The organism is Nonomuraea sp. LP-02 (assembly GCF_036289125.1).
In the GTDB taxonomy this organism is placed as follows: domain Bacteria; phylum Actinomycetota; class Actinomycetes; order Streptosporangiales; family Streptosporangiaceae; genus Nonomuraea; species Nonomuraea bangladeshensis.
The window spans coordinates 5,561,213-5,579,561 of sequence record NZ_JAXCLK010000001.1; the positions used below are offsets into that span (position 1 = coordinate 5,561,213).

23 protein-coding genes and 1 tRNA gene are annotated in these 18,349 nt (G+C 69.9%); 5 read left to right on the forward strand and 19 right to left on the reverse strand.

From position 1 onward, the window contains the following. Nucleotides 1-85: 85 nt before the first annotated feature. Nucleotides 86-1,087 (reverse strand): ABC transporter ATP-binding protein, encoded by a 1,002-nt coding sequence (locus SMD20_RS25780; RefSeq protein WP_329585583.1) that lies wholly within the window; start codon nucleotides 1,085-1,087, stop codon nucleotides 86-88. A gap of 65 nt (nucleotides 1,088-1,152) precedes the next feature. Then, nucleotides 1,153-1,719: a TetR family transcriptional regulator gene (locus tag SMD20_RS25785; protein WP_329585585.1), complete on the reverse strand. Its 567-nt coding sequence runs from the start codon at nucleotides 1,717-1,719 to the stop codon at nucleotides 1,153-1,155. A 73-nt stretch (nucleotides 1,720-1,792) separates the two neighbouring features. On the opposite strand from SMD20_RS25785, the gene SMD20_RS25790 reads away from it, so the two are divergent. Further along, complete coding sequence (locus SMD20_RS25790) at nucleotides 1,793-2,206, forward strand: nuclear transport factor 2 family protein (protein WP_329585588.1); 414 nt, start codon at nucleotides 1,793-1,795, stop codon at nucleotides 2,204-2,206. Here SMD20_RS25790 and SMD20_RS25795 read toward each other — a convergent pair. Then, the gene (locus tag SMD20_RS25795) at nucleotides 2,193-2,357 is read right to left on the reverse strand and encodes a hypothetical protein (protein WP_329585591.1); all 165 of its coding nucleotides are present in this window, start codon (nucleotides 2,355-2,357) and stop codon (nucleotides 2,193-2,195) included. The genes SMD20_RS25790 and SMD20_RS25795 overlap by 14 nt on opposite strands. 50 nt (nucleotides 2,358-2,407) lie before the next feature. Then, a complete protein-coding gene (locus SMD20_RS25800) occupies nucleotides 2,408-3,592 on the reverse strand; it encodes a hypothetical protein (RefSeq protein ID WP_329585594.1) in 1,185 nt (394 codons plus the stop codon). A 52-nt stretch (nucleotides 3,593-3,644) separates the two neighbouring features. Here SMD20_RS25800 and SMD20_RS25805 point away from each other — a divergent pair, with 52 nt between their 5' ends. Then, nucleotides 3,645-4,310, forward strand: a complete 666-nt coding sequence (locus SMD20_RS25805; RefSeq protein ID WP_329585596.1) for a TetR/AcrR family transcriptional regulator — start codon at nucleotides 3,645-3,647, stop codon at nucleotides 4,308-4,310. Between the two features lie 107 nt (nucleotides 4,311-4,417). Here the strand turns inward: SMD20_RS25805 and rplL are convergent, their stop codons facing one another. The 8 genes from rplL to SMD20_RS25845 form a co-directional block, all read right to left on the reverse strand. Further along, the gene (gene rplL / locus SMD20_RS25810; protein WP_020544883.1) at nucleotides 4,418-4,810 is read right to left on the reverse strand and encodes a 50S ribosomal protein L7/L12; all 393 of its coding nucleotides are present in this window, start codon (nucleotides 4,808-4,810) and stop codon (nucleotides 4,418-4,420) included. 72 nt (nucleotides 4,811-4,882) lie between these two features. Next, the gene (rplJ, locus tag SMD20_RS25815; RefSeq protein WP_329585600.1) at nucleotides 4,883-5,407 is read right to left on the reverse strand and encodes a 50S ribosomal protein L10; all 525 of its coding nucleotides are present in this window, start codon (nucleotides 5,405-5,407) and stop codon (nucleotides 4,883-4,885) included. A gap of 248 nt (nucleotides 5,408-5,655) precedes the next feature. After that, a complete protein-coding gene (locus SMD20_RS25820; protein WP_329585602.1) occupies nucleotides 5,656-6,477 on the reverse strand; it encodes an LppX_LprAFG lipoprotein in 822 nt (273 codons plus the stop codon). A 205-nt stretch (nucleotides 6,478-6,682) separates the two neighbouring features. Then, nucleotides 6,683-7,402, reverse strand: a complete 720-nt coding sequence (rplA, locus tag SMD20_RS25825; protein ID WP_329585604.1) for a 50S ribosomal protein L1 — start codon at nucleotides 7,400-7,402, stop codon at nucleotides 6,683-6,685. Between the two features lie 69 nt (nucleotides 7,403-7,471). Next, nucleotides 7,472-7,903 (reverse strand): 50S ribosomal protein L11, encoded by a 432-nt coding sequence (gene rplK, locus SMD20_RS25830; RefSeq protein ID WP_020544879.1) that lies wholly within the window; start codon nucleotides 7,901-7,903, stop codon nucleotides 7,472-7,474. A 122-nt stretch (nucleotides 7,904-8,025) separates the two neighbouring features. Continuing rightward, nucleotides 8,026-8,790 carry a transcription termination/antitermination protein NusG gene (gene nusG / locus SMD20_RS25835; protein WP_329585608.1) on the reverse strand — a complete coding sequence of 255 codons (765 nt, stop codon included), beginning with the start codon at nucleotides 8,788-8,790 and terminating at the stop codon, nucleotides 8,026-8,028. A gap of 63 nt (nucleotides 8,791-8,853) precedes the next feature. Continuing rightward, complete coding sequence (secE, locus tag SMD20_RS25840; RefSeq protein ID WP_329585611.1) at nucleotides 8,854-9,099, reverse strand: preprotein translocase subunit SecE; 246 nt, start codon at nucleotides 9,097-9,099, stop codon at nucleotides 8,854-8,856. Between the two features lie 77 nt (nucleotides 9,100-9,176). Next, nucleotides 9,177-9,249 (reverse strand) — tRNA-Trp (locus SMD20_RS25845). Nucleotides 9,250-9,406: 157 nt separating this feature from the next. Between SMD20_RS25845 and SMD20_RS25850 the strand changes: the two genes are divergently transcribed. Next, entirely contained in the window at nucleotides 9,407-10,615 is a 1,209-nt protein-coding gene (locus SMD20_RS25850; protein ID WP_329585614.1) for a pyridoxal phosphate-dependent aminotransferase, read from the forward strand. Here the strand turns inward: SMD20_RS25850 and SMD20_RS25855 are convergent, their stop codons facing one another. After that, nucleotides 10,616-11,185, reverse strand: a complete 570-nt coding sequence (locus SMD20_RS25855; RefSeq protein WP_329585617.1) for a hypothetical protein — start codon at nucleotides 11,183-11,185, stop codon at nucleotides 10,616-10,618. A gap of 51 nt (nucleotides 11,186-11,236) precedes the next feature. Continuing rightward, the gene (locus SMD20_RS25860) at nucleotides 11,237-11,890 is read right to left on the reverse strand and encodes a hypothetical protein (RefSeq protein ID WP_329585619.1); all 654 of its coding nucleotides are present in this window, start codon (nucleotides 11,888-11,890) and stop codon (nucleotides 11,237-11,239) included. Nucleotides 11,891-11,971: 81 nt separating this feature from the next. On the opposite strand from SMD20_RS25860, the gene SMD20_RS25865 reads away from it, so the two are divergent. After that, nucleotides 11,972-12,994, forward strand: coding sequence for an adenosine deaminase (locus tag SMD20_RS25865; protein WP_329585622.1), 1,023 nt, complete (start codon nucleotides 11,972-11,974; stop codon nucleotides 12,992-12,994). On the opposite strand, the gene SMD20_RS25870 is transcribed toward SMD20_RS25865, so the two are convergent. Next, on the reverse strand, nucleotides 12,983-13,837 hold the full coding sequence (locus tag SMD20_RS25870; protein ID WP_329585625.1) for a hypothetical protein: 855 nt from the start codon (nucleotides 13,835-13,837) through the stop codon (nucleotides 12,983-12,985). The two genes, SMD20_RS25865 and SMD20_RS25870, sit on opposite strands and share 12 nt — an antisense overlap. Continuing rightward, a complete protein-coding gene (locus tag SMD20_RS25875; protein WP_329585627.1) occupies nucleotides 13,824-14,363 on the reverse strand; it encodes an RNA polymerase sigma factor in 540 nt (179 codons plus the stop codon). The genes SMD20_RS25870 and SMD20_RS25875 overlap by 14 nt, the downstream gene beginning before the upstream one ends. A 150-nt stretch (nucleotides 14,364-14,513) precedes the next feature. Between SMD20_RS25875 and SMD20_RS25880 the strand changes: the two genes are divergently transcribed. Next, nucleotides 14,514-15,227 carry a class I SAM-dependent methyltransferase gene (locus tag SMD20_RS25880; RefSeq protein ID WP_329585629.1) on the forward strand — a complete coding sequence of 238 codons (714 nt, stop codon included), beginning with the start codon at nucleotides 14,514-14,516 and terminating at the stop codon, nucleotides 15,225-15,227. 39 nt (nucleotides 15,228-15,266) lie between these two features. Here the strand turns inward: SMD20_RS25880 and SMD20_RS25885 are convergent, their stop codons facing one another. From SMD20_RS25885 to SMD20_RS25895, 3 genes are all read right to left on the reverse strand, one after another. Next, nucleotides 15,267-16,109 carry a carbohydrate ABC transporter permease gene (locus SMD20_RS25885; protein ID WP_329585631.1) on the reverse strand — a complete coding sequence of 281 codons (843 nt, stop codon included), beginning with the start codon at nucleotides 16,107-16,109 and terminating at the stop codon, nucleotides 15,267-15,269. Further along, nucleotides 16,109-16,993 carry a carbohydrate ABC transporter permease gene (locus SMD20_RS25890; protein WP_329585633.1) on the reverse strand — a complete coding sequence of 295 codons (885 nt, stop codon included), beginning with the start codon at nucleotides 16,991-16,993 and terminating at the stop codon, nucleotides 16,109-16,111. Before SMD20_RS25890 ends, SMD20_RS25885 begins: the two co-directional genes overlap by 1 nt. Nucleotides 16,994-17,072: 79 nt before the next feature. Beyond that, nucleotides 17,073-18,341, reverse strand: coding sequence for an extracellular solute-binding protein (locus SMD20_RS25895; protein ID WP_329592672.1), 1,269 nt, complete (start codon nucleotides 18,339-18,341; stop codon nucleotides 17,073-17,075). Nucleotides 18,342-18,349: the final 8 nt, after the last annotated feature.

Below are 18,349 nucleotides of genomic sequence, written 5' to 3' on the forward strand. Positions count from 1 at the left end.
CCGTAAAATGCCCCCAGACGGCCCTGAGACGGCCTCTCCGGGCGGAACAGCGTCCGGCCGGGCCACTACCCCCGGGCCGGCCTGGCTACTGGACGCCGTGCAGGTGGGCGTTGACCAGGCGGGGGTACTCCTCCAGCCAGTTGCGCCCGCGCTCGTCCACGAACGAGCCCTGCGGCGGGATCACGCCGTTGGCCGCCAGCCAGGTGCCGGGCGGCTGCTGGGTGCGGCGGACGCGGTTGCCCGTCGGCATGAGCTGCGGCGGGATCGGCGGCAGCACGCCGGGGTCGTGCCCGAGCTGGGCCTCGGCCTCCAGCTCGGACAGGTCCTTCTCCTCCGACATGCCGATCGGGCCGTGCCTGCGGGCGTTGAGGAACTGCCGCACCACCGGCTCGTCGCTGGACAGCAGCATCTCGCGCGGGCCGAACATCACCAGCTCGCGCCGGAAGAGCATCCCGATGCTGTCCGGGACGGTACGGGCGGTGTTGATGTCGTGCGTCACGATCAGGAACGTGGCCTCGACCTCGGCGTTGAGGTCCACGATGAGCTGGTTGAGCAGCGCGGTGCGTACCGGGTCGAGCCCGGAGTCCGGCTCGTCGAACAGGATGATCTCGGGTTCCAGCACGAGCGCCCTGGCCAGCCCGGCCCGCTTGCGCATGCCGCCCGAGATCTCGCCCGGCAGCTTGTCCTCCGCGCCCCGCAGGCCGACCAGCTCGATCTTCTCCATGACGACGTCGCGGATCTGGGACTCGCTCTTCTTCGTGTGCTCGCGCAGCGGGAAGGCGATGTTGTCGTAGAGGTTGAGCGAGCCGAACAGCGCGCCGTCCTGGAAGAGCACGCCGAACAGCCTGCGCAGCTCGTAGAGCTTGCTCTCGCGGCAGTTGGCCAGGTCGTGGCCGTCGATCCAGATGTGGCCGCGGTCGGGACGGAGCAGGCCGACCAGCGTCTTGAGAAAGACTGACTTGCCGGTGCCGGACGGGCCGAGCAGCACGGAGATCTGCCCGGCCGGGAGGGTGAAGGAGACGTCCTCCCAGATGACCTGGCGCCCGAACGACTTGGTGAGCCCTTCCACGACGACCTCGACGCCCACCGGCCACCTCCCAGTCGCGAACGATGGCCTCACCGTAACGGGGACGCGGGCCGCTTGGGAAGCGGCTATGAGACCTCAGGTCCAGTAAGGGCCAGCAGGCTCGGCCGCAGCAATCGGGCGATCTCCTCGGGCGGGACCGCGCGCAGCTCCTCCAGCTCCAGGAGCTGGTGGCCGATGGTGACGCCCAGCATGACCACGGTCATCAGCGCGGCCCGCAGCCGGGCGTCGTCGCCGGGGATCCCGGTGGCCAGCCGGTCAATCTGCCGGGCCAGCGCCTCGCGGGCGGCGGCGCCGGCCTCGGGATGGGTGAGCATCGAGCGCAACATGGCCAGCGATCCCGGGGACAGCTCGCCGATCTTGGTGTCGAGGGTGCCGAGGAGGTGGTCGACCAGCTCGTCGGCGTCCAGGCCCTCCTCCGGGGGCGGGGCAGCCTCGGCGGCGTGCCTGAACAGCTCCTGCTTGCTGCCGAAGTACTGCATGACCAGGGCGGGGTCGACCCCGGCCGCGCGGGCGACCGCCCGGATCGTGGTGCGCTCGAACCCCACCTCGGCGAACAGCGTCCGGGCCGCGTCGAGGATGTGCCGCTCGGTCCTGCGCCGCCGCTCGGCCCGGGGCGGCAGTCGTTCGCTCACCTCGCCGACTCTACCCGCGTTGACCGGCCGCGCCTTTCGCTCTACGCTCGTTGAGTCAACGTACGTTGAGCGAATGGGGACGGCCATGTCCATCGAGGAGATCGTCGCCGGCTTCCAGGCCGCGATGCTGCACAAGTCGCCCGACGAGCTGGCCGGGCTCTACGCCCCCGACGGGCTGCACGAGTTCCCGTTCGGAGGGCTCGCGCCGCTCGCCGGTCGGGAGGCCGTCAGGGACGCGTACCGGGCCATGTGGGGCGGCTCGCCGTTCGAGGCGGAGGAGGTGCGACTGGTGGCGCTGCACCGCACGCAGGACCCCGAGGTGGTGGTCGTGGAGCAGGTGACGCGCGTCAGGGCCGGGGAGCGCACCGTGGAGGTCCCCAGCCTGGTGATCCTCCGGGTACGGGACGGCGCGATCATCCACGCCAGGGACTACATGGACACCAGTGCCATCGCCCGGGTGCGTTCCGAAACTCTCACCTCCGGGTGAGAGTTTCGGAGACGGTGGTGGCGGTGAAGTTCTCCTGAACCCAGGCGGCGAACCTGGTGATCGCGTTCGCGGCGTCGGAGGCCCCGGAGAAGAACGCCTTCCAGCTCTGGCTGCCCGCCTGCACGGCGGCCGCGTAGTACGCGTTGAGCACGCCCGTGCCCGCGAGCAGGACGGCGGGACTTGTCTTTCACGTCCCGCGCGCTAGGCAGGCGGGGTGGAGAGGCCCTGAGACGAGGATGAGAAGTTCCCGAGTCCGACGTCGCCGGGGAGGAGTTGCTCGGTGAGGAGGCGGCGGACCCGGTCGGCGCCGGTGGCCCAAGGTCGCAGCAGCTCCCATCCATGGAAATATCCGAAGATGTACGGGCTGGCGGCCGACGGCTTGAGTCCCGCCAGCGCCGCCCCCACCTCCTGGTCGTCGTACAGCGCCCATCGGGCCAGGTACGCGCCCACCTCCGCCTCCCCGCGCCCCTCGGCGGCCATGAGCGCGGCGTTGCCCCAGACGCCCCACAACACGTTCCTGGCCTGATGGATGGCCGCGAAGTCGCTCCCGTCCTGGCGGATGCCGCAGGCGGGGAGGATGTGGGCGGTCAGCCACTCCTGAGCCTCGTCACCGGGGAAGACGATCTCCTCGGCCAGCAGTCCCAGCCCCTCGCTGAGCAGGAACGACGGGGACACCATGAACCGTACGCGCTGGTCCGCGCGCGTTTCCTTGAGCATCGACTCCGCGATGTGCCCGGGATGGCTCTCGTGCGCGACGACGTACAGCAGGTCGGCCAGGTTGAAGGGGATCGAGACGTTGATGTGGATCGCCGACCTCAGCTCGCCCTGGTAGTCGCCGGCCGCGTGGAAGTGCGCGTCCCGGACGAGCACGCAGTCGACGACCTCGCCCGGAGGGAGCGGGATGATCTCGTTCGTCCGCCGGCGGCACTCCGCCACCGCCTCGGCGACCAGGCCGGGCAGGCGTTCGACGGCGTGCAGGGTGTGCGCGGCCTGCCAGTCGTGCAGCCGGTCGGACAGCGACCCCGGCCGCTTCGGCAGTGCCCGGTCGAGCCGGTCGTGCGCCTGCTCGAACAGCGACTCGGGCAGCCACCGCGGCTCCAGGCCCAGGACCTGCCGGGCGTACTCGGTCAGGGGCAGCCGCTCGCCGGCCAGGTAGCGGGCGACCGCCCGCATCGCGGACACGTGGGCGGCCAGGTAGGGGGACGGCGGGCGTTCCAGCAGCTCGTTGGCGTCGTCCGCCAGGCGGCCGGGGACGGCGGGGGGCTCGGACTCGGCCTGGTCACGCCACTCTCGCGGGCCTCGGTAGATGAGTGCGCCGCCGCCCATCAGGCGGTTCAGCCGCAGGGCGAGCAGGGCGTACTCGTGCGTCCAGCGCGGTTCGGTCATGGCGCGTAAGCTAGCCGTACGGTTTTCCGTACAGCGCACGGCCGGAGGACGCATGCCCGAGTCGATCTGGCTGCGCGGTGACGACGAACGCCCGCGCAAGCCGCGCCTGTCCCGCGCGCGCATCGTCGAGGCGGCCGTCGCGCTGCTCGACGCCGAGGGCGTCTCCGGGTTCTCGATGCGCGCCCTGGCCGCGCGCCTGCACGCGGGCACGATGTCCCTGTACGAGTACGTCACGAGCAAGGAGGACGTGCTCGACCTGGCACTCGACGAGGTGATCGGCGAGGTCGAGGTGCGCGAGCACCGATCCTGGCGCGACCTGCTGACCGCCCAGCTCACCCAGAGCAGGCAGGTCATGCGGCGGCACCCGTGGGCTCCCGCGCTCACCGCCACCCGCCCGCTGCTCGGCCCCAACGCCCTGGCCCGCTCCGAACGCTGCTACGCCGCCCTCGCCGACGCCGGCCTGTCCGGGCCCGAGCTGGTCGCCGCGGTCGGGACCCTGTCGTCCTACGTCAACGGGTTCGTCGCCGCCGAGAACACCTGGCGGACCGTCGTCCGCACCCCTCCGGCCGAGACCGAGCTGCGCGAGCGGACCGCGCGGCATCTGGAGCGGCACCGCCCCCAGCTCGCCGAGCTGGCCCAGGTGCGCATCGACGACTTCGACGCCCAGTTCGAGCTCGGGCTCACGCTCATCCTCGACGGCATCCAGAGCCGGCTCTGACACCGCCGTGGTCGCGAAAGCCCCCGGGCATACGAAAAGGGGCGGCGGACATCCGGCACCAGGATGTCCTCCGCCCCTTCAGCGTCGAGCCAGGAGCTGCAGCCGTCTTACTTGACGGTGACGGTCGCGCCGGCGCCCTCGAGGGCAGCCTTGGCCTTCTCCGCCTGCTCCTTGTTGACCTTGCCGTCGAAGACCGGCTTCGGAGCACCGTCAACCAGGTCCTTGGCCTCCTTGAGGCCCAGGGACGTCAGGGCGCGGATCTCCTTGATGACCTGGATCTTCTTGTCGCCGGCGGCCTCGAGGATGACGTCGAACTCGTCCTGCTCCTCGGCGGCCGGGGCCTCGGCGCCGCCACCGGCGGCGGGGGCGGCGGCGACCGCGACGGGGGCGGCAGCCTTGACGTCGAAGATGTCCTCGAACTGCTTCACGAACTCGGAGAGCTCAAGGAGGGTCATCTCCTTGAAAGCGTCGATGAGCTCGTCGTTGCTGAGCTTCGCCATGATGCGTTTCCTTACGTTTAGGACTTGCTGAAAACTAGGAACGGGACCGCGGTGGGTGCGGCAACCCCCGTGTTACTCGCCTGCTTCTTCGCGCTTCGCGCGAAGGGCTTCGGCCAGCTGAGCCATTTGCGTGGGCAGCGCGGCGAACATCGCGGCAGCGGCGCTCTGCTTCGCCTTGAGCGCACCGGCAAGCTTCGCGAGGAGGACCTCGCGGGACTCGAGGTCGGCGAGCTTGGTGATCTCGGTGGCGTCGAGCGTCTTGCCCTCGAGCACGCCGCCCTTGATCACCAGAAGGGGATTGGCCTTGGCGAAGTCACGCAGACCCTTGGCCGCCTCCACGACGTCGCCCTTGACGAAGGCGACAGCGGTGGGGCCGACCAGCAGGTCGTCCAGACCCGTCACGCCGGCCTCGTTGGCCGCGATCTTGGTCAGGGTGTTCTTCGCCACGGCGAACTTCGCATTCTCACCGAGAGACTTGCGCAGATCCTTGAGCTGCGCGACGGTGAGACCGCGGTACTCGGTCAGAACGGCGGCGGCGCTACCTTCGAACTCGTTCTTGAGCTCGGCAACAGCCGTCGCCTTATCCGCCCTCGCCATGGGCCTCCTTCCAGATGTGCCGCCGGCGAAGGTCTGCTGAAATGAGAACAGCCCCGGGCGCAGGGCGCACACGGGGCTCACGCACATGGATGACCATGCGGGAAACTCGCATCACACCTGCGCGGGTCGTCCACAAGACGTGGAACCTTCGGCCGCCAGGATGTGAGCACCTGACGACGACCGGCGGTCTTCGGCAACGACCAGAGTACGCGCTGGTCGCCGAGTTTCCAAATCGTTCTCGGTGGTTCCTAGTTGGTCGTGCCCTTCGGCATCTCGCCGACCTGGTCGGCGGCCGGAGCCTGGATGGTCACGGGCTTGTTGTAGTCCTTGAAGAACAGCGTGGCGTCCAGCTTGCCGCCGTCCTTCTGGCCGTTCAGCGCGAGCTTGCGGGGCAGGCCGTCGGCGGCCACCCAAACGTCGAAGGCGACGTCCTTGAGCTCGGCCAGGTTCGAGCGGGCCTGCTCCTGCCGGTCGGCCGGCAGCAGCAGCACGGCCGCCTCCACCGGGAAGGTGCCGCTGTAGTGAGTGGTGTCCTCACCGTTGACGGTCTCGGTGCCGGCCTGCTTCACGTCCTTGGAGGCCGTGACGAGCTTGGTGACGTTGGCCAGGTCGAACTGCTGGATCTGAGCGAGGTACTGGTCGACCTGCGTACGGTCGCCGACCTCGTTCAGCGAGACCTTGATCCACGGCTTGGTGGCGCCCAGCATCTTGTTCAGCGCCTCGACCTTGACGTAGACGGTGTCGCCCTGCAGCACGGCGCGAACGCCGCCAGGCAGGCTCTGACCGCCCATGTCCACGGTGTCCAGCGTGAGGTCCACGGCGAGCTCGGGCTTGCTCTGGTAGAGCATGCGGCCCTGCACCCGGCCGTTGCCCTCCTGGGCGCCGGAGGCGTTGACCACGGCGTCGACGGTGTAGCTGGTGACCTCGGAGGTCTTCTGCGCGGCCTGCGCCAGCACCTCAGAGGCCGCCAAGTTGACCTGGATGGGTTGGGCGTTCGAGCCACAACCGGCAACCGCGGCCACGACGAGCGCGGCTCCGGCCGCGGCGAGACTTATCGTGCGCTTCAGCATGTCTTGACCCTACGTTTGCGATCCGGGACTGTAGCGGCTTCCCCGCACAATTAAGGGAAAACCCAGGGTTCTCCCCCACACACTCTGCACAGCTCCTCCACAACCCCCCAACCCCGCCGACGCAAAGAACGCCTGACCCCGAACAGAAGAGCCCCGCCCGTACGAGACGGGCGGGGCTCTTTTGAGCACACGTGCGGCCGGTCGATTACTCGCCCAGCTCGGCGGTGATGCCGCGGGTGACGTTGGGGTCGACGGGAACGCCCGGGCCCATCGTCGTGGAGAAGGTGACCTTCTTCAGGTAGCGGCCCTTGGCGGCCGACGGCTTGAGACGCAGCACCTCGTCCAGCGCGGCAGCGTAGTTCTCCAGGAGCTGGCGCTCGCCGAAGGACGTCTTGCCGATGATGAAGTGCAGGTTGGCCTGCCGGTCGGTGCGGAACTCGATCTTGCCGCCCTTGATGTCCGTGACGGCCTTGGCGACGTCGGGCGTCACAGTGCCGGTCTTCGGGTTGGGCATGAGGCCACGCGGGCCGAGAACGCGGCCCAGGCGGCCGACCTTGCCCATCATGTCGGGCGTGGCCACCACGGCGTCGAACTCGTTGAGCCGGTTGCCCTTGGAGATCTCGTCGATCAGCTCGTCGGCGCCGACGATGTCGGCGCCCGCCTCGCGGGCGGACTCGGCACGGTCACCGGTCGCGAAGACCAGGACCCGGGCGGTCTTGCCGGTGCCGTGCGGAAGGTTGACCGTGCCGCGCACGATCTGGTCTGCCTTGCGAGGGTCGACGCCCAGCCGCAGCGCGACCTCGACGGTGGCGTCGAACTTGGTGGTCGACGTCTCCTTGGCGAGCTTGGCGGCCTCGACCGGGGTGTAGAGCTTGTCGCGGTCGACCTTGGCCGCCGCGTCCTTGTGCGCTTTGCTGCGCTTCATTGCGTACTCCTAGTGGTACTCGGGCCGTCGCCGTCGCGGCGGCCCTCCCACGACGTCTGGGAAGGGGTGTTACTCGGCGATCGTGATGCCCATCGACCGGGCGGTGCCGGCGATGATCTTCTCGGCCGCCTCGATGTCGTTGGCGTTGAGGTCGGGCATCTTGGTCTCGGCGATGCTGCGCAGCTGCTCGCGGCTCAGCTTGCCGACCTTGTCGCGGTGCGGGACCGCGCTGCCCTTGTCGAGGCCGAGGGCCTTCTTGATCAGCTCGGGGGCCGGCGGCGTCTTCGTGACGAAGGTGAAGCTGCGGTCCTCGAAAATGGTGATCTCAACGGGGATGATGTTGCCCCGCTGGGCCTCCGTCGCAGCGTTGTACTGCTTGACGAAGTCCATGATGTTGACGCCGTGGGGACCGAGGGCGGTACCCACCGGCGGTGCCGGGGTGGCCTGGCCAGCGGGGAGCTGGACCTTCACCAACGCGGCGATTTTCTTCTTCGGAGGCATGTGTCCTTCTCCGGGTCCTGGATTGTGATGCGATGCCGGGGCGGCGGATGCGGCCCTGACATGTCGGAGGCCGCCCGACAGCGCAGGCGGCCAGTCCGAACGTCTAAGTGTAGGTGATCGACCTAGATCTTCGAGACCTGGTTGAACGACAGCTCCACCGGGGTCTCCCGGCCGAAGATCGAGACGAGCACCTTGAGCTTCTGCGACTCGGGGCTGATCTCGCTCACCGAGGCCGGCAGGGTGGCGAACGGGCCGTCCATGACCGTGACGGACTCGCCGATCTCGAACTCGACCGTGGGGCCGGTGGCGGTCTTGGCGGCCGCCTTCTTGGTCTCCTCGGTCGGCTCGGGCGCGAGCAGCTTGGCGACCTCGTCGAGACTGAGCGGGCTCGGCTTGTTGGACAGGCCCACGAAGCCGGTGACACCCGGGGTGTTGCGCACCGCGGCCCAGGACTCGTCGGTCAGCTCCATGCGCACCAGGACGTAGCCGGGCAGCACGCGCTCCTTGACCGGCACCTTCTTGCCGCTCTTGAACTCCTGGACGGTGTGCGTCGGCACCTCGACCTGGTAGATGTAGTCCTCCATGTTGAGCGAGACGTTGCGGCTCTCGATGTTGGACTTCACGCGGTTCTCGTAGCCGGCGTAGGAGTGGATGACATACCACTCGCCGGGCAGGCCGCGCAGCGACTGCTTGAACTCCTCGACGGGATCGACGTCGGGAAGGGCCGAAGCGTCCTCGGCGGCGGAAGCATCGGCCTCGGTCGGCTCGGTGCTCTCCGCTACCTCGGCCTCCTCGGACTCCGCCCCGGCGGTCTCCTCAGTGGCCTCTTCCAGCTCGTCGTCCCACTCGTCGCGAGACTCGTCCGCCGGAAATGAAGACTCGGACACGGTGACTCTTCCTCTTTCGTCGAATCGAAGGGCGACTCCGTCAGTCGACCGGCGGCGTCAGGATCAGGCCCCGCCGAAGACCTTCAACACTGCCCATCCCAGGGCGCTGTCAAGCCCGTAGACGATGGCAACCATGATCAGAACGAATATCAGAACGACCGTGGTGTAAGTGATGAGATCCTTGCGTGTCGGCCAGATGACCTTACGAAGCTCGTTGACGACCTGCCGATAGAAGAGGGCAGGTGAAGTGCGCGTCTTCTTCTCGCCACTGGGCTTGTCTGCGGTCTCGCCGCGCGTGTCGATCGCCACAGTCCTCACCTGAATTCGTCGTATCCAACGCAGTTCTGCGGCGCGCTTACACGCCTATCTTGCGCGGACCGCACTCGCAGGGCACGAGGGACTCGAACCCCCAACCGCCGGTTTTGGAGACCGGTGCGCTACCAATTGCGCCAGTGCCCTATGTCATCAACCAGGTTACCCTGATTGAATCACTGCCTGGACCGAACCGCTCGCCGACATGCGGCGGAAGGACCGAGCTGAAGCATACGGGGGATTGCCCGGCACGTCGAACCAAAACCTGATCCCGCAGGTCAGCGTGTCGTGCGACGATGGAACCATGCCGAGCCGACGCCGCATCTCCGCAAGAATCTCCGCGATTTCCGAGTCCGCCACCCTGGCCGTGGACGCCAAGGCGAAGGCCATGAAGGCCGCCGGGCGCCCGGTCATCGGGTTCGGCGCGGGCGAGCCCGACTTCCCGACGCCCGGCTACATCGTCGAGGCGGCGGTCGAGGCGGCGCGCGACCCGCGCTTCCACAAGTACACCCCGGCCGGCGGGCTGCCCGAGCTCAAGCAGGCCATCGCGGCCAAGACGCGGCGCGACTCCGGCTACTCGGCCGAGCCCTCGCAGGTGCTCGTCACCAACGGCGGCAAGCAGGCCGTCTACGAGGCGTTCGCCACCCTGCTCGACCCGGGCGACGAGGTGCTCGTCGTGGCGCCCTACTGGACGACCTACCCCGAGGCGATCAAGCTGGCCGGGGGCACGCAGGTCGACGTGGTCACCGACGAGTCCACCGGCTACCTCGCGAGCGTCGAGCAGCTGGAGGCGGCGCGCACGGAGCGGACGAAGGCGCTGCTGTTCGTCTCGCCGTCCAACCCGACGGGCGCGGTCCACAGCCGCGAGCAGACGGTGGAGATCGGCCGGTGGGCCGCCGAGCACGGCCTGTGGGTGATCACCGACGAGATCTACGAGCACCTGGTGTACGGCGGCGCCGAGTTCACCAGCATCGCCACGGCCGTCCCCGAGCTGGGCGACCGGGTCGTGATACTCAACGGCGTGGCCAAGACGTACGCGATGACCGGCTGGCGGGTGGGCTGGCTGATCGGCCCCGCCGACGTCGTCAAGGCGGCCACCAACCTGCAGTCGCACGCCACCTCCAACGTCTCCAACGTCTCGCAGATGGCGGCGCTGGCCGCGGTCTCCGGCGACCTGTCGGCGGTGGCCGAGATGCGCACGGCCTTCGACCGGCGGCGGCAGACGATGGTGCGGATGCTCAACGACATCCCGGGCGTGTTGTGCCCGGAGCCCAAGGGGGCGTTCTACGCCTACCCGTCGGTCAAGGCGCTGGTCGGCAAGGAGCTGCGGGGGCGGCGTCCGGGCACGTCCGCCGAGCTGGCGGAGCTGATCCTGGAGGAGGCCGAGGTCGCGGTGGTGCCCGGGGAGGCGTTCGGGACGCCGGGATACTTCCGGCTGTCGTACGCGCTGGGCGACGACGACCTGGTCGAGGGCGTCAGCCGTCTGGGCAAGCTGCTGGCCGAGGCCCGCTGACTAGCCGATACCGGTGGCGATCGGATGGATCCGGTCGCTGAGCCCCGGGGTCGCGCCGACGTAGACGGCGACGCCGGGGCGCTCCAGCCACATGAGGTTGCGCACGCCCGTGCGTGTGGTCCAGTGCAGCGCGGGCCGGCCCTCCCACGCCGCGAGCCGCGCCCGCGCCACCAGCGTGACGAACTGCTCGGCGGTACGCGGGCCGCACACCACGCCGACGTACAGCCGCTCGTCGTTCTGGCTCCAGATCAGGCCGTGCACGGCGAGCGGGCGGGTGAGCGCGGGCAGGCGGGAGAAGGCGCCCGCGCGTTCGAGCGGGGCGGGCACGGCGGGCAGGTGGACCTCGGACGCGGCGTCGCACGACAGCGCCAGCGCCTGGCTGCCGGCCTGCTCGGCGGACGGAGTCTCTTCGGGCAGGGGTTCTTCGTACAGAGGTTCTTCGTACAGGGACTCGGCGGGCGTACGGGGCACAGGGGCCTCGCCGCCGCTCGAGCCGCCACCGCCCGCGCAGCCGCAGAGCGCGCAGCCGGAGAGCGCGAGCGTGAGGAGCACCGCCGCCGGACGCCGCATGGACCCCCCATGACGTGTGTGGACACCCCGGGAAGGGGACGGAAAGGGGCTCTAGTCTCCTACACGAGCCTTGACCGAGGCGGCAACTGCGAGGAGTTCCTTACGCAAGGATTCACCGGCCCTGACCCGCACACCTGTGCCGCGCCGCTCCAGCCAGGCGATCGTCCGGCCGCCGCGCGGGTCGCGGCCGACCACGGCGGGCCTGCCGCGCACGACGGTGGCGCGGGCGTCGAGCACGCCGGCGTGGGAGCGGTAGCGCGGCCAGTCGGCGGCGACGGGGCCGCGGTCGACGCGCGCCACGATGTACCTGCCGGACTGGCCGGAGCCCGCCGGGGCGTACCTGGCCCAGCCGCCCTCCCCGGCGCCGAACGTCCCTCCGCCGGTGCGCTTCAGGCCCGGGGGCAGGTAGGTGAGGTAGAAGCCGTCGGCGATCACAGCCAGCGTGGGCGCGGGCGGCTCGGCCGGCTTGGGCGACGGGGTCCGCGCCGGCGGGGCGGGGGCGGGTGGGCCCTGCCCGGCGGCGGCCGGCTCCCCCGCCGGGTCGGGCGGCTGTACCCGCCCGAACCCCGACGCGAACAGCCCATAGATGGCCACCGCCGTCGCCGCGAACGCCAGTGCCGCGAGCGCCGCCCGCCCGCTCTGCCCGCCCGCGTCCGCGGTTCCGTCCGCGGGTTCCTGCCCGTACACGCGCCCCTCGGGGATCATTCCCCGATGATCCCCTGCTCGGGCCGCCTCTTACCCCTCTTTTGAGCCAACCGATGGCGACGCCGATGGCAAGATGAGGAGATGCCGAAGCCCCTGGTCACGCTCCCGAAAGCACATCTCCACCTGCACTTCACCGGTTCCATGCGGCACGCCACGCTGATCGAGCTGGCCAGGGACCAGGGGCTGCACCTGCCCGACGCGCTGGAGCAGGACTGGCCGCCCAAACTGCGGGCCACCGACGAGCGCGGCTGGTTCAGGTTCCAGCGGCTGTACGACATCGCCCGATCCGTCCTGACCCGCCCGGAACACGTCTACCGGCTGCTGCGCGAGACCGCCGAGGACGAGGCGGCGGCCGGGTCGCGCTGGCTGGAGATCCAGGTGGACCCGTCCGGCTACGCGCAGCGGTTCGGCGGGCTGACGGCCACGCTGGAGCTGATGCTGGACGCCGCGCGTCAGGCCGCCGAGCACTCAGGCGTCGGCATCGCGGTGATCGTGGCCGCGAACCGGACCAGGCATCCCCTGGACGCCAACACGCTGGCCCGGCTCGCCCTGCAATACCGCGACCACGGGGTCATCGGCTTCGGGCTGTCCAACGACGAGCGCCGGGGCGAGGCCCGCGACTTCGAGCGCGCCTTCAGGATCGCCAAGCGGGGCGGGCTGCTGGCCGTGCCGCACGGCGGCGAGCTGATGGGCCCGCGCAGCGTCCAGCAGTGCGTGGACGACCTGGGGGCCGACCGGGTCGGGCACGGCGTACGGTCGGCCGAGGACGACTGGCTCATGAGCCGCCTGGCCGACCGGCAGATCTGCTGCGAGGTCTGCCCGACCTCGAACGTCGGGCTGGGGGTGGCCGAGCGGGCCGCCGACGTGCCGCTGCGGCGGCTGTTCGACGCGGGGGTGCCGATCGCGCTGGGCGCCGACGACCCGCTGCTGTTCGGTGACCGGCTGCTGCGGCAGTACGAGCTGGCCAGGGAGGCGTACGGGTTCTCCGACGCCGAGATCGCCGAGCTGGCGCGGCAGTCGGTGCGCTCGTCGGCGGCGCCCGAGACGGTGCGCAAGGAGCTGCTGAAGGGCGTCGACGACTGGCTCACCGCGTCACCGGAGTGAGGCGGCGATCTCGGCGGCCTCGCGCGCGGTGCGTACGCCCTCCAGGCGGTGGTTGACGCCGCCGCTCGTCCAGATGAGGGTGGGCGCCGCCTGGCGGAGCGGCACGGCCGTGCCGTCCGCGCGGCGGAGGTAGCCGAGCGGGTGCTCGCCGCCGACCCACCAGCCCTCCGCGCCGTCGCCGACCTTCTCGACGTACGTGGGGAACGGCGGGCCGAGCTGCTTGAAGAAGTACGGGCTCATCTCGCCGTCGAACTGGTCGAGGCGGATGCCGTCCGGCCAGAACATCGACACCACCCGGCCGCCGTCGGAGACCGTCGCCGCCTGCGGGGGGCCGAGGCGGCTGGGGGTGCGCACCCGGAAACGGGCCAGGGCCGGCAGCTCCTCCGGAGCCACGGCGCGCTCGCCGGGGAGCGGCGCGGTGGTGGTGAGCGGCGGGGGCGGGGTGTCGGAGACCCGCAGCTCGACGCCCGCGAAGCGGAGGATCTTCACCACGGCGGCCCGGCCCTGCGGGGTCGCGGCGGTGACGGCCACGACCACCGCCACCACGGCCACCACGACGGCCCACCGCCGCCTCCGCCGCGAACGCCCACCCGGCCGCACCGGCCCACGGCGCCCCCCACGCGCCGGATCGGCCGGGGCGGCGGGCCCGCCGGGGTCCGGTGAGGCGGACACGCCATCGGGGTGGGTGAGGCGGGCGCGGACGGTGGCGGCCATGTCGGTGGCGGGGGCGGGGGCAGGTACGTCGAGCAGGCTGCCGAGGGCGAGGAGTTCGGCCTCCAGCGCGTCCGGAGCGTCCGCGTGCGTGTCCGGGGTGTCAGGGTCGTACGGGTCATGCGAGCTCATTGCCCACCTCCTCCCTCAGCCGCGCCAGCCCGCGATGGGTGCTGGACTTGACGGTGCCCACCGGACAGTCCAGCACCTGGGCCGTCTCCGCCTCCGTCAGCTGTAAGAAGTACCGGCACACCACGGCCTGGCGTTCCCGCTCGGGCAGCGCACGGACGGCGGCCAGCAGCCGGGCGCGCCGGTCGGTGGCGACGGCGGCCCCCTCGGGGTCGTCCGGCGCCCGCTCGTCGGCCGCCGCGCCCAGCCGGAGCGTCAGCTCCGCGCGCCGCCCCCGTGACCGGGTCAGGTTGTGCGTCTCGTTGGCCACGATCCGCAGCAGCCACGGCCGGAAGGGCGACTCCCGCCGGAAGCCCGGCAGGTGCCGGAACGCCTTGACGAACGCCTCCTGCACCACGTCCTCGGCTTCGTCCCCCGCGCCGAGCAGGTACGCGGTACGGTGGGCGAGCGCGCTGTAGCGGGCGACCAGAGCCTCGTAGGCGTTCAGGTCACCGTCGAGCGAGCGCGCGATCGCCTCGTCGTCGTCCATGGCGAGTCAGATTCCATCGCAAACCAGGGCCAGCAGGGAAGAGCGTCCACTGGATCGCGTGACCCCTGCCGCTGATCGGGGCATTAGACTCGGGCAATCCGTGTGCTCCCTTGAAGGAACGGGACTATGTCTTCTGGGTATGACCGTGTAGTGCAACCGGCGGCCGGTGACGAGGCCCTGGAGAACCACCTGGGTGGGGACGAGGCCAAGAACTACCGGCAGTACGAGTTCGACATGGTCGCCCCGCATGTGGGCCGCTCGATGCTGGAGATCGGTTCGGGTCTCGGGCACTTCGCCGAGCAGTTCCTGCCGCGCCTCGACCGGCTCGTGGTCAGCGACTTCGACCCCTACTGCGTCGAGCAGCTGGAGAAGCGCTTCGCGGGGCGCGACGAGATCGACGTGCTGCAGTTCGGCCTGCCGACCGACATCCCGCTGAAGGACAAGGTCGACACCGTCGTGCTGATGAACGTCCTGGAGCACATCGAGGAGGACGCCGAGGCGCTGCGCTCGCTGGCGCGGGTGACGCTGCCGGGCGGCCGGATCATCATCTGGGTGCCGGGCTACCCCCAGCTCTACGGCGACTTCGACCGCAAGGTCGGCCACGTCCAGCGCTACACGCCGAAGACGCTGGGCGCCACGGTCGCGCGGGCGGGCCTGGACGTCGAGGTGCTCAAGCCGATCAACTTCCTGGGCGGCATCGCCTGGTGGGCGGCGGTGCGCCGGGGCGGCGTCGGCTATCCCGACCCGCGCCTGGTCAAGATCTACGACCGCACGGTGGTGCCGCTCACCCGGCTCATCGAGCGGTTCTTCCGTCCGCCGTTCGGCCAGACGGTCTTCTGCGTGGCGCGCGTCCCCCAGAGCTGAGGGCGGGCGGGGGAAGCCGGTGGGCCGCCCCCGCGCGCCTCACTTGATCGATCCGGCGGTCAGGCCGCCGACGACCTTGCGCTCGATCAGCGCGAACAGGATGATCACCGGGATCGTGGCGATCACCGACCCGGCGAACAGGTTCTGCCAGTCCACCTGGTACTGCCCGATGAAGGAGTTCAGCGCCACGGTGAGCGGCTGCTTCTCGGGCGTCGCGGTCAGCGTGAGCGCGACCACGAACTCGTTCCACGCCGCGATGAACGTGAAGATCAGTGCCGTGATGACCCCGGGCATGGCGAGCGGCATCGTGATGCGGAACAGCGCGCCGAAGCGCCCGTTGCCGTCGATGAAGGCCGCCTCCTCCAGCTCGCGCGGGATCGAGGCGAAGTACGCGTTCAGGATCCACACCGCGAACGCCAGGTTGAACCCGCCGTTGACCAGGATCAGCGACCAGATCGAGTCCACCAGCCCGAACTGGTAGAACTCGCGGTAGATGCCGACCAGCATGGCTGTGGGCTGGAACATCTGGGTGATCAGCACCAGGATCAGGAACGCGGTCCGTCCCCTGAAGCGGTGCCGGGCCGAGTAGTACGCCGCGGGCAGCGCCACCAGCAGCACCAGCACGGTGGAGCCAGCGGCCACCTTGATCGTGACCCAGAGGTTCTCGGCGAGGCCGCTGCTCCAGAAGCCGGCGAGGTTCGACCACACCCACTCCTCGGGCCAGAACGTCACGTCCCGCAGCGAGTCCTGGCTCCGCAGCGAGGTGAGCAGCATCACCACGTACGGGAACAGGAAGATCAGCGCGACGACGTAGGCGGCGGCCGCGACGAGCACGGTCTTGAGCCGGGGCATTGTGCGCACGACGGCACCGCGGCTCGCCATCACGCCACCTCCTTGTTCCACCGCGACACCCGCAGGAAGATCACGGTCAGCACGACGACCATGCCGAAATTGACCACGGACATGGCGGCCGACTCGCCGATGTCGGAGCTCTTGAGGATGAACATGAGGATCGTCGAGGTGGCCGTGGAGTAGCCGGGCTGCCCGTGGGTCATGGCCCAGATGATCGGGAAGCTGTTGAAGACGTTCATCACGTTGATCAGCGCGGCCACGGTGAGCGCGGGGCGCAGCAGCGGCAGCGTGATCGACCAGTACGTACGGAACCGTCCGGCCCCGTCCATCCTGGCCGCCTCGTAGACGTCGCCGGGGATGGTGGCGAGGCCGGCGAGCAGCGCGTACGTGGTGAACGGCACCGACACGAACACCGCCACGAACACCAGCCACGGCATGGCCGTGGAGGCGTCGCCGAGCTGGTCGGCCGCCGCGCCGCCCATGGCGTCGATGAGCCCGAGTTTGAGGCGGATCTGGTTGATGACGCCCACTTCGGGGTCGAGCATCCACTTGAAGATGATCGCCGTCATCAGCACGGACGCCGCCCAGGGCGCGATGAGCGCCCAGCGGGCCACCTTGCGCAGCGGGAAGCGCTGGTTGAACAGCTGGGCGAGGGCCAGCGAGACCAGCACGGTGAGCACGACGACCGCGACCACCCAGATCACGCTGCGGACCATGATGTCCGCGAAGTCCTTCTCGTTGAAGAGCTTCTCGTAGTTCGCCAGCCCGTTGCCGCCCTGGACCACGCCGAACCGGCTGATCTTGAGGAACGACGACCGGATCATCTCGATCACCGGCCAGAGCACGACCACCGCGATGAGCACCACGGCCGGCCCGACCCAGGCGAGGGGTTCGAGGGCGCGCAACCTTCTCATGCAAGACCTTCCACGTGGGACAGTGTCGTCACGGGAGGCGGCCCGGCGCCCGTCACGGGCGCCGGGCCGGCCACCGTGATCAGCCCGCCTCGGCGACCTTCTGCAGCTCGCCGAGGACCTTGGCCGGGTCCTCCTTGACGGCGCCGCCGATGGTCTGCTTGATCGCCGGGTTCACCTCGGCCCACTTCGGGTCCTGGAAGGGGTAGAAGCTGGCGTTGGGCAGCGCGTCCAGGAACGGCTTCAGCTTCTCGTCGCCCGACAGCTTCTCGATGCCGCCGTTGGTGACCGGCAGCAGCTTGTAGGTGTCGGAGATCTTCTGCGCGGCGTTGCCGGTGTAGAAGAAGTCGAAGAACTTCTTGATCTCGGCGGCGTGGCCGTTCTTGTTGAACGCCATGATCCAGTCCATGACGCCGAGCGTGGTGTCGAGCGGCCCGCTCTTGCCGGGGATGGGCGCGACGCCGTAGTTCTTCAGGCCGGCCGCGTCGAAGATCGGGATCGACATGGGGCCGCCGTTGACCATGCCGACCTTGCCGGCGCCGAAGTCCTCCCAGACCGTCTTGCGGTCCTTGGTGCCGGGGTTGGGGGTGGTCAGGCCGGCGTCGACCAGGCCCTTCAGGTAGGTGAAGGTCTCGACGTTCTGCGGGGAGTTGATGGCCCACTTGCCGGAGGCGTCCTTGTAGCCGCCGCCGTTGCCGAGCATCCACAGGAACGACTCGCCCTGGGCCTCCTCCTGGCCGAGGGGCAGGCCGAACGGCTGGGTCACGCCGGCCGCCTTCAGCTTCTCGGCGGCGGCCTTGAGCTCGTCCCAGGTCTTGGGGGGCTCGCTGATGCCGGCCTTGCTGAACAGGTCCTTGTTGTAGAACATGGCGCGGGCGGAGGAGACGAACGGGATGCCGTACGCGGTGCCGTCCACCTTGCCGAAGTCGGCGAACTTCTGCAGCAGGTCGCCGGAGACGTTCGGGGAGAGGACCTCGTCGGTCTTGTAGAGCAGCCCGTCCTTGACGAAGCCGGAGTAGTCGCCGGTCTGCAGGATGTCGGGCACCTGGCCGTTCTGGACCATGGTGGCGACCTGCTTGTCGATGTCGTTCCAGTTGATGACCTGGACGTCGACCTTGATGCCGGGGTTCGCGGCCTGGAACTCGTCCACGACGCCCTTCCAGAACGTCTCGCCCGAGTTCGGCTTGCCCGGCCCGTCGCCGTAGTCGGCGGCCACCATCTTGAGCGTGACCTCGCCGCCGGAGGACGCCTGGTCGCCGCCGCCGTTGCCGCTGCCGCCGTCGCCCGAGCCGCAGCTGGTCAGGACCAGCAGGGTGGCAAGGCTGAGAGCGGCGCCGCCCACAAGCTTCATGTTCACTG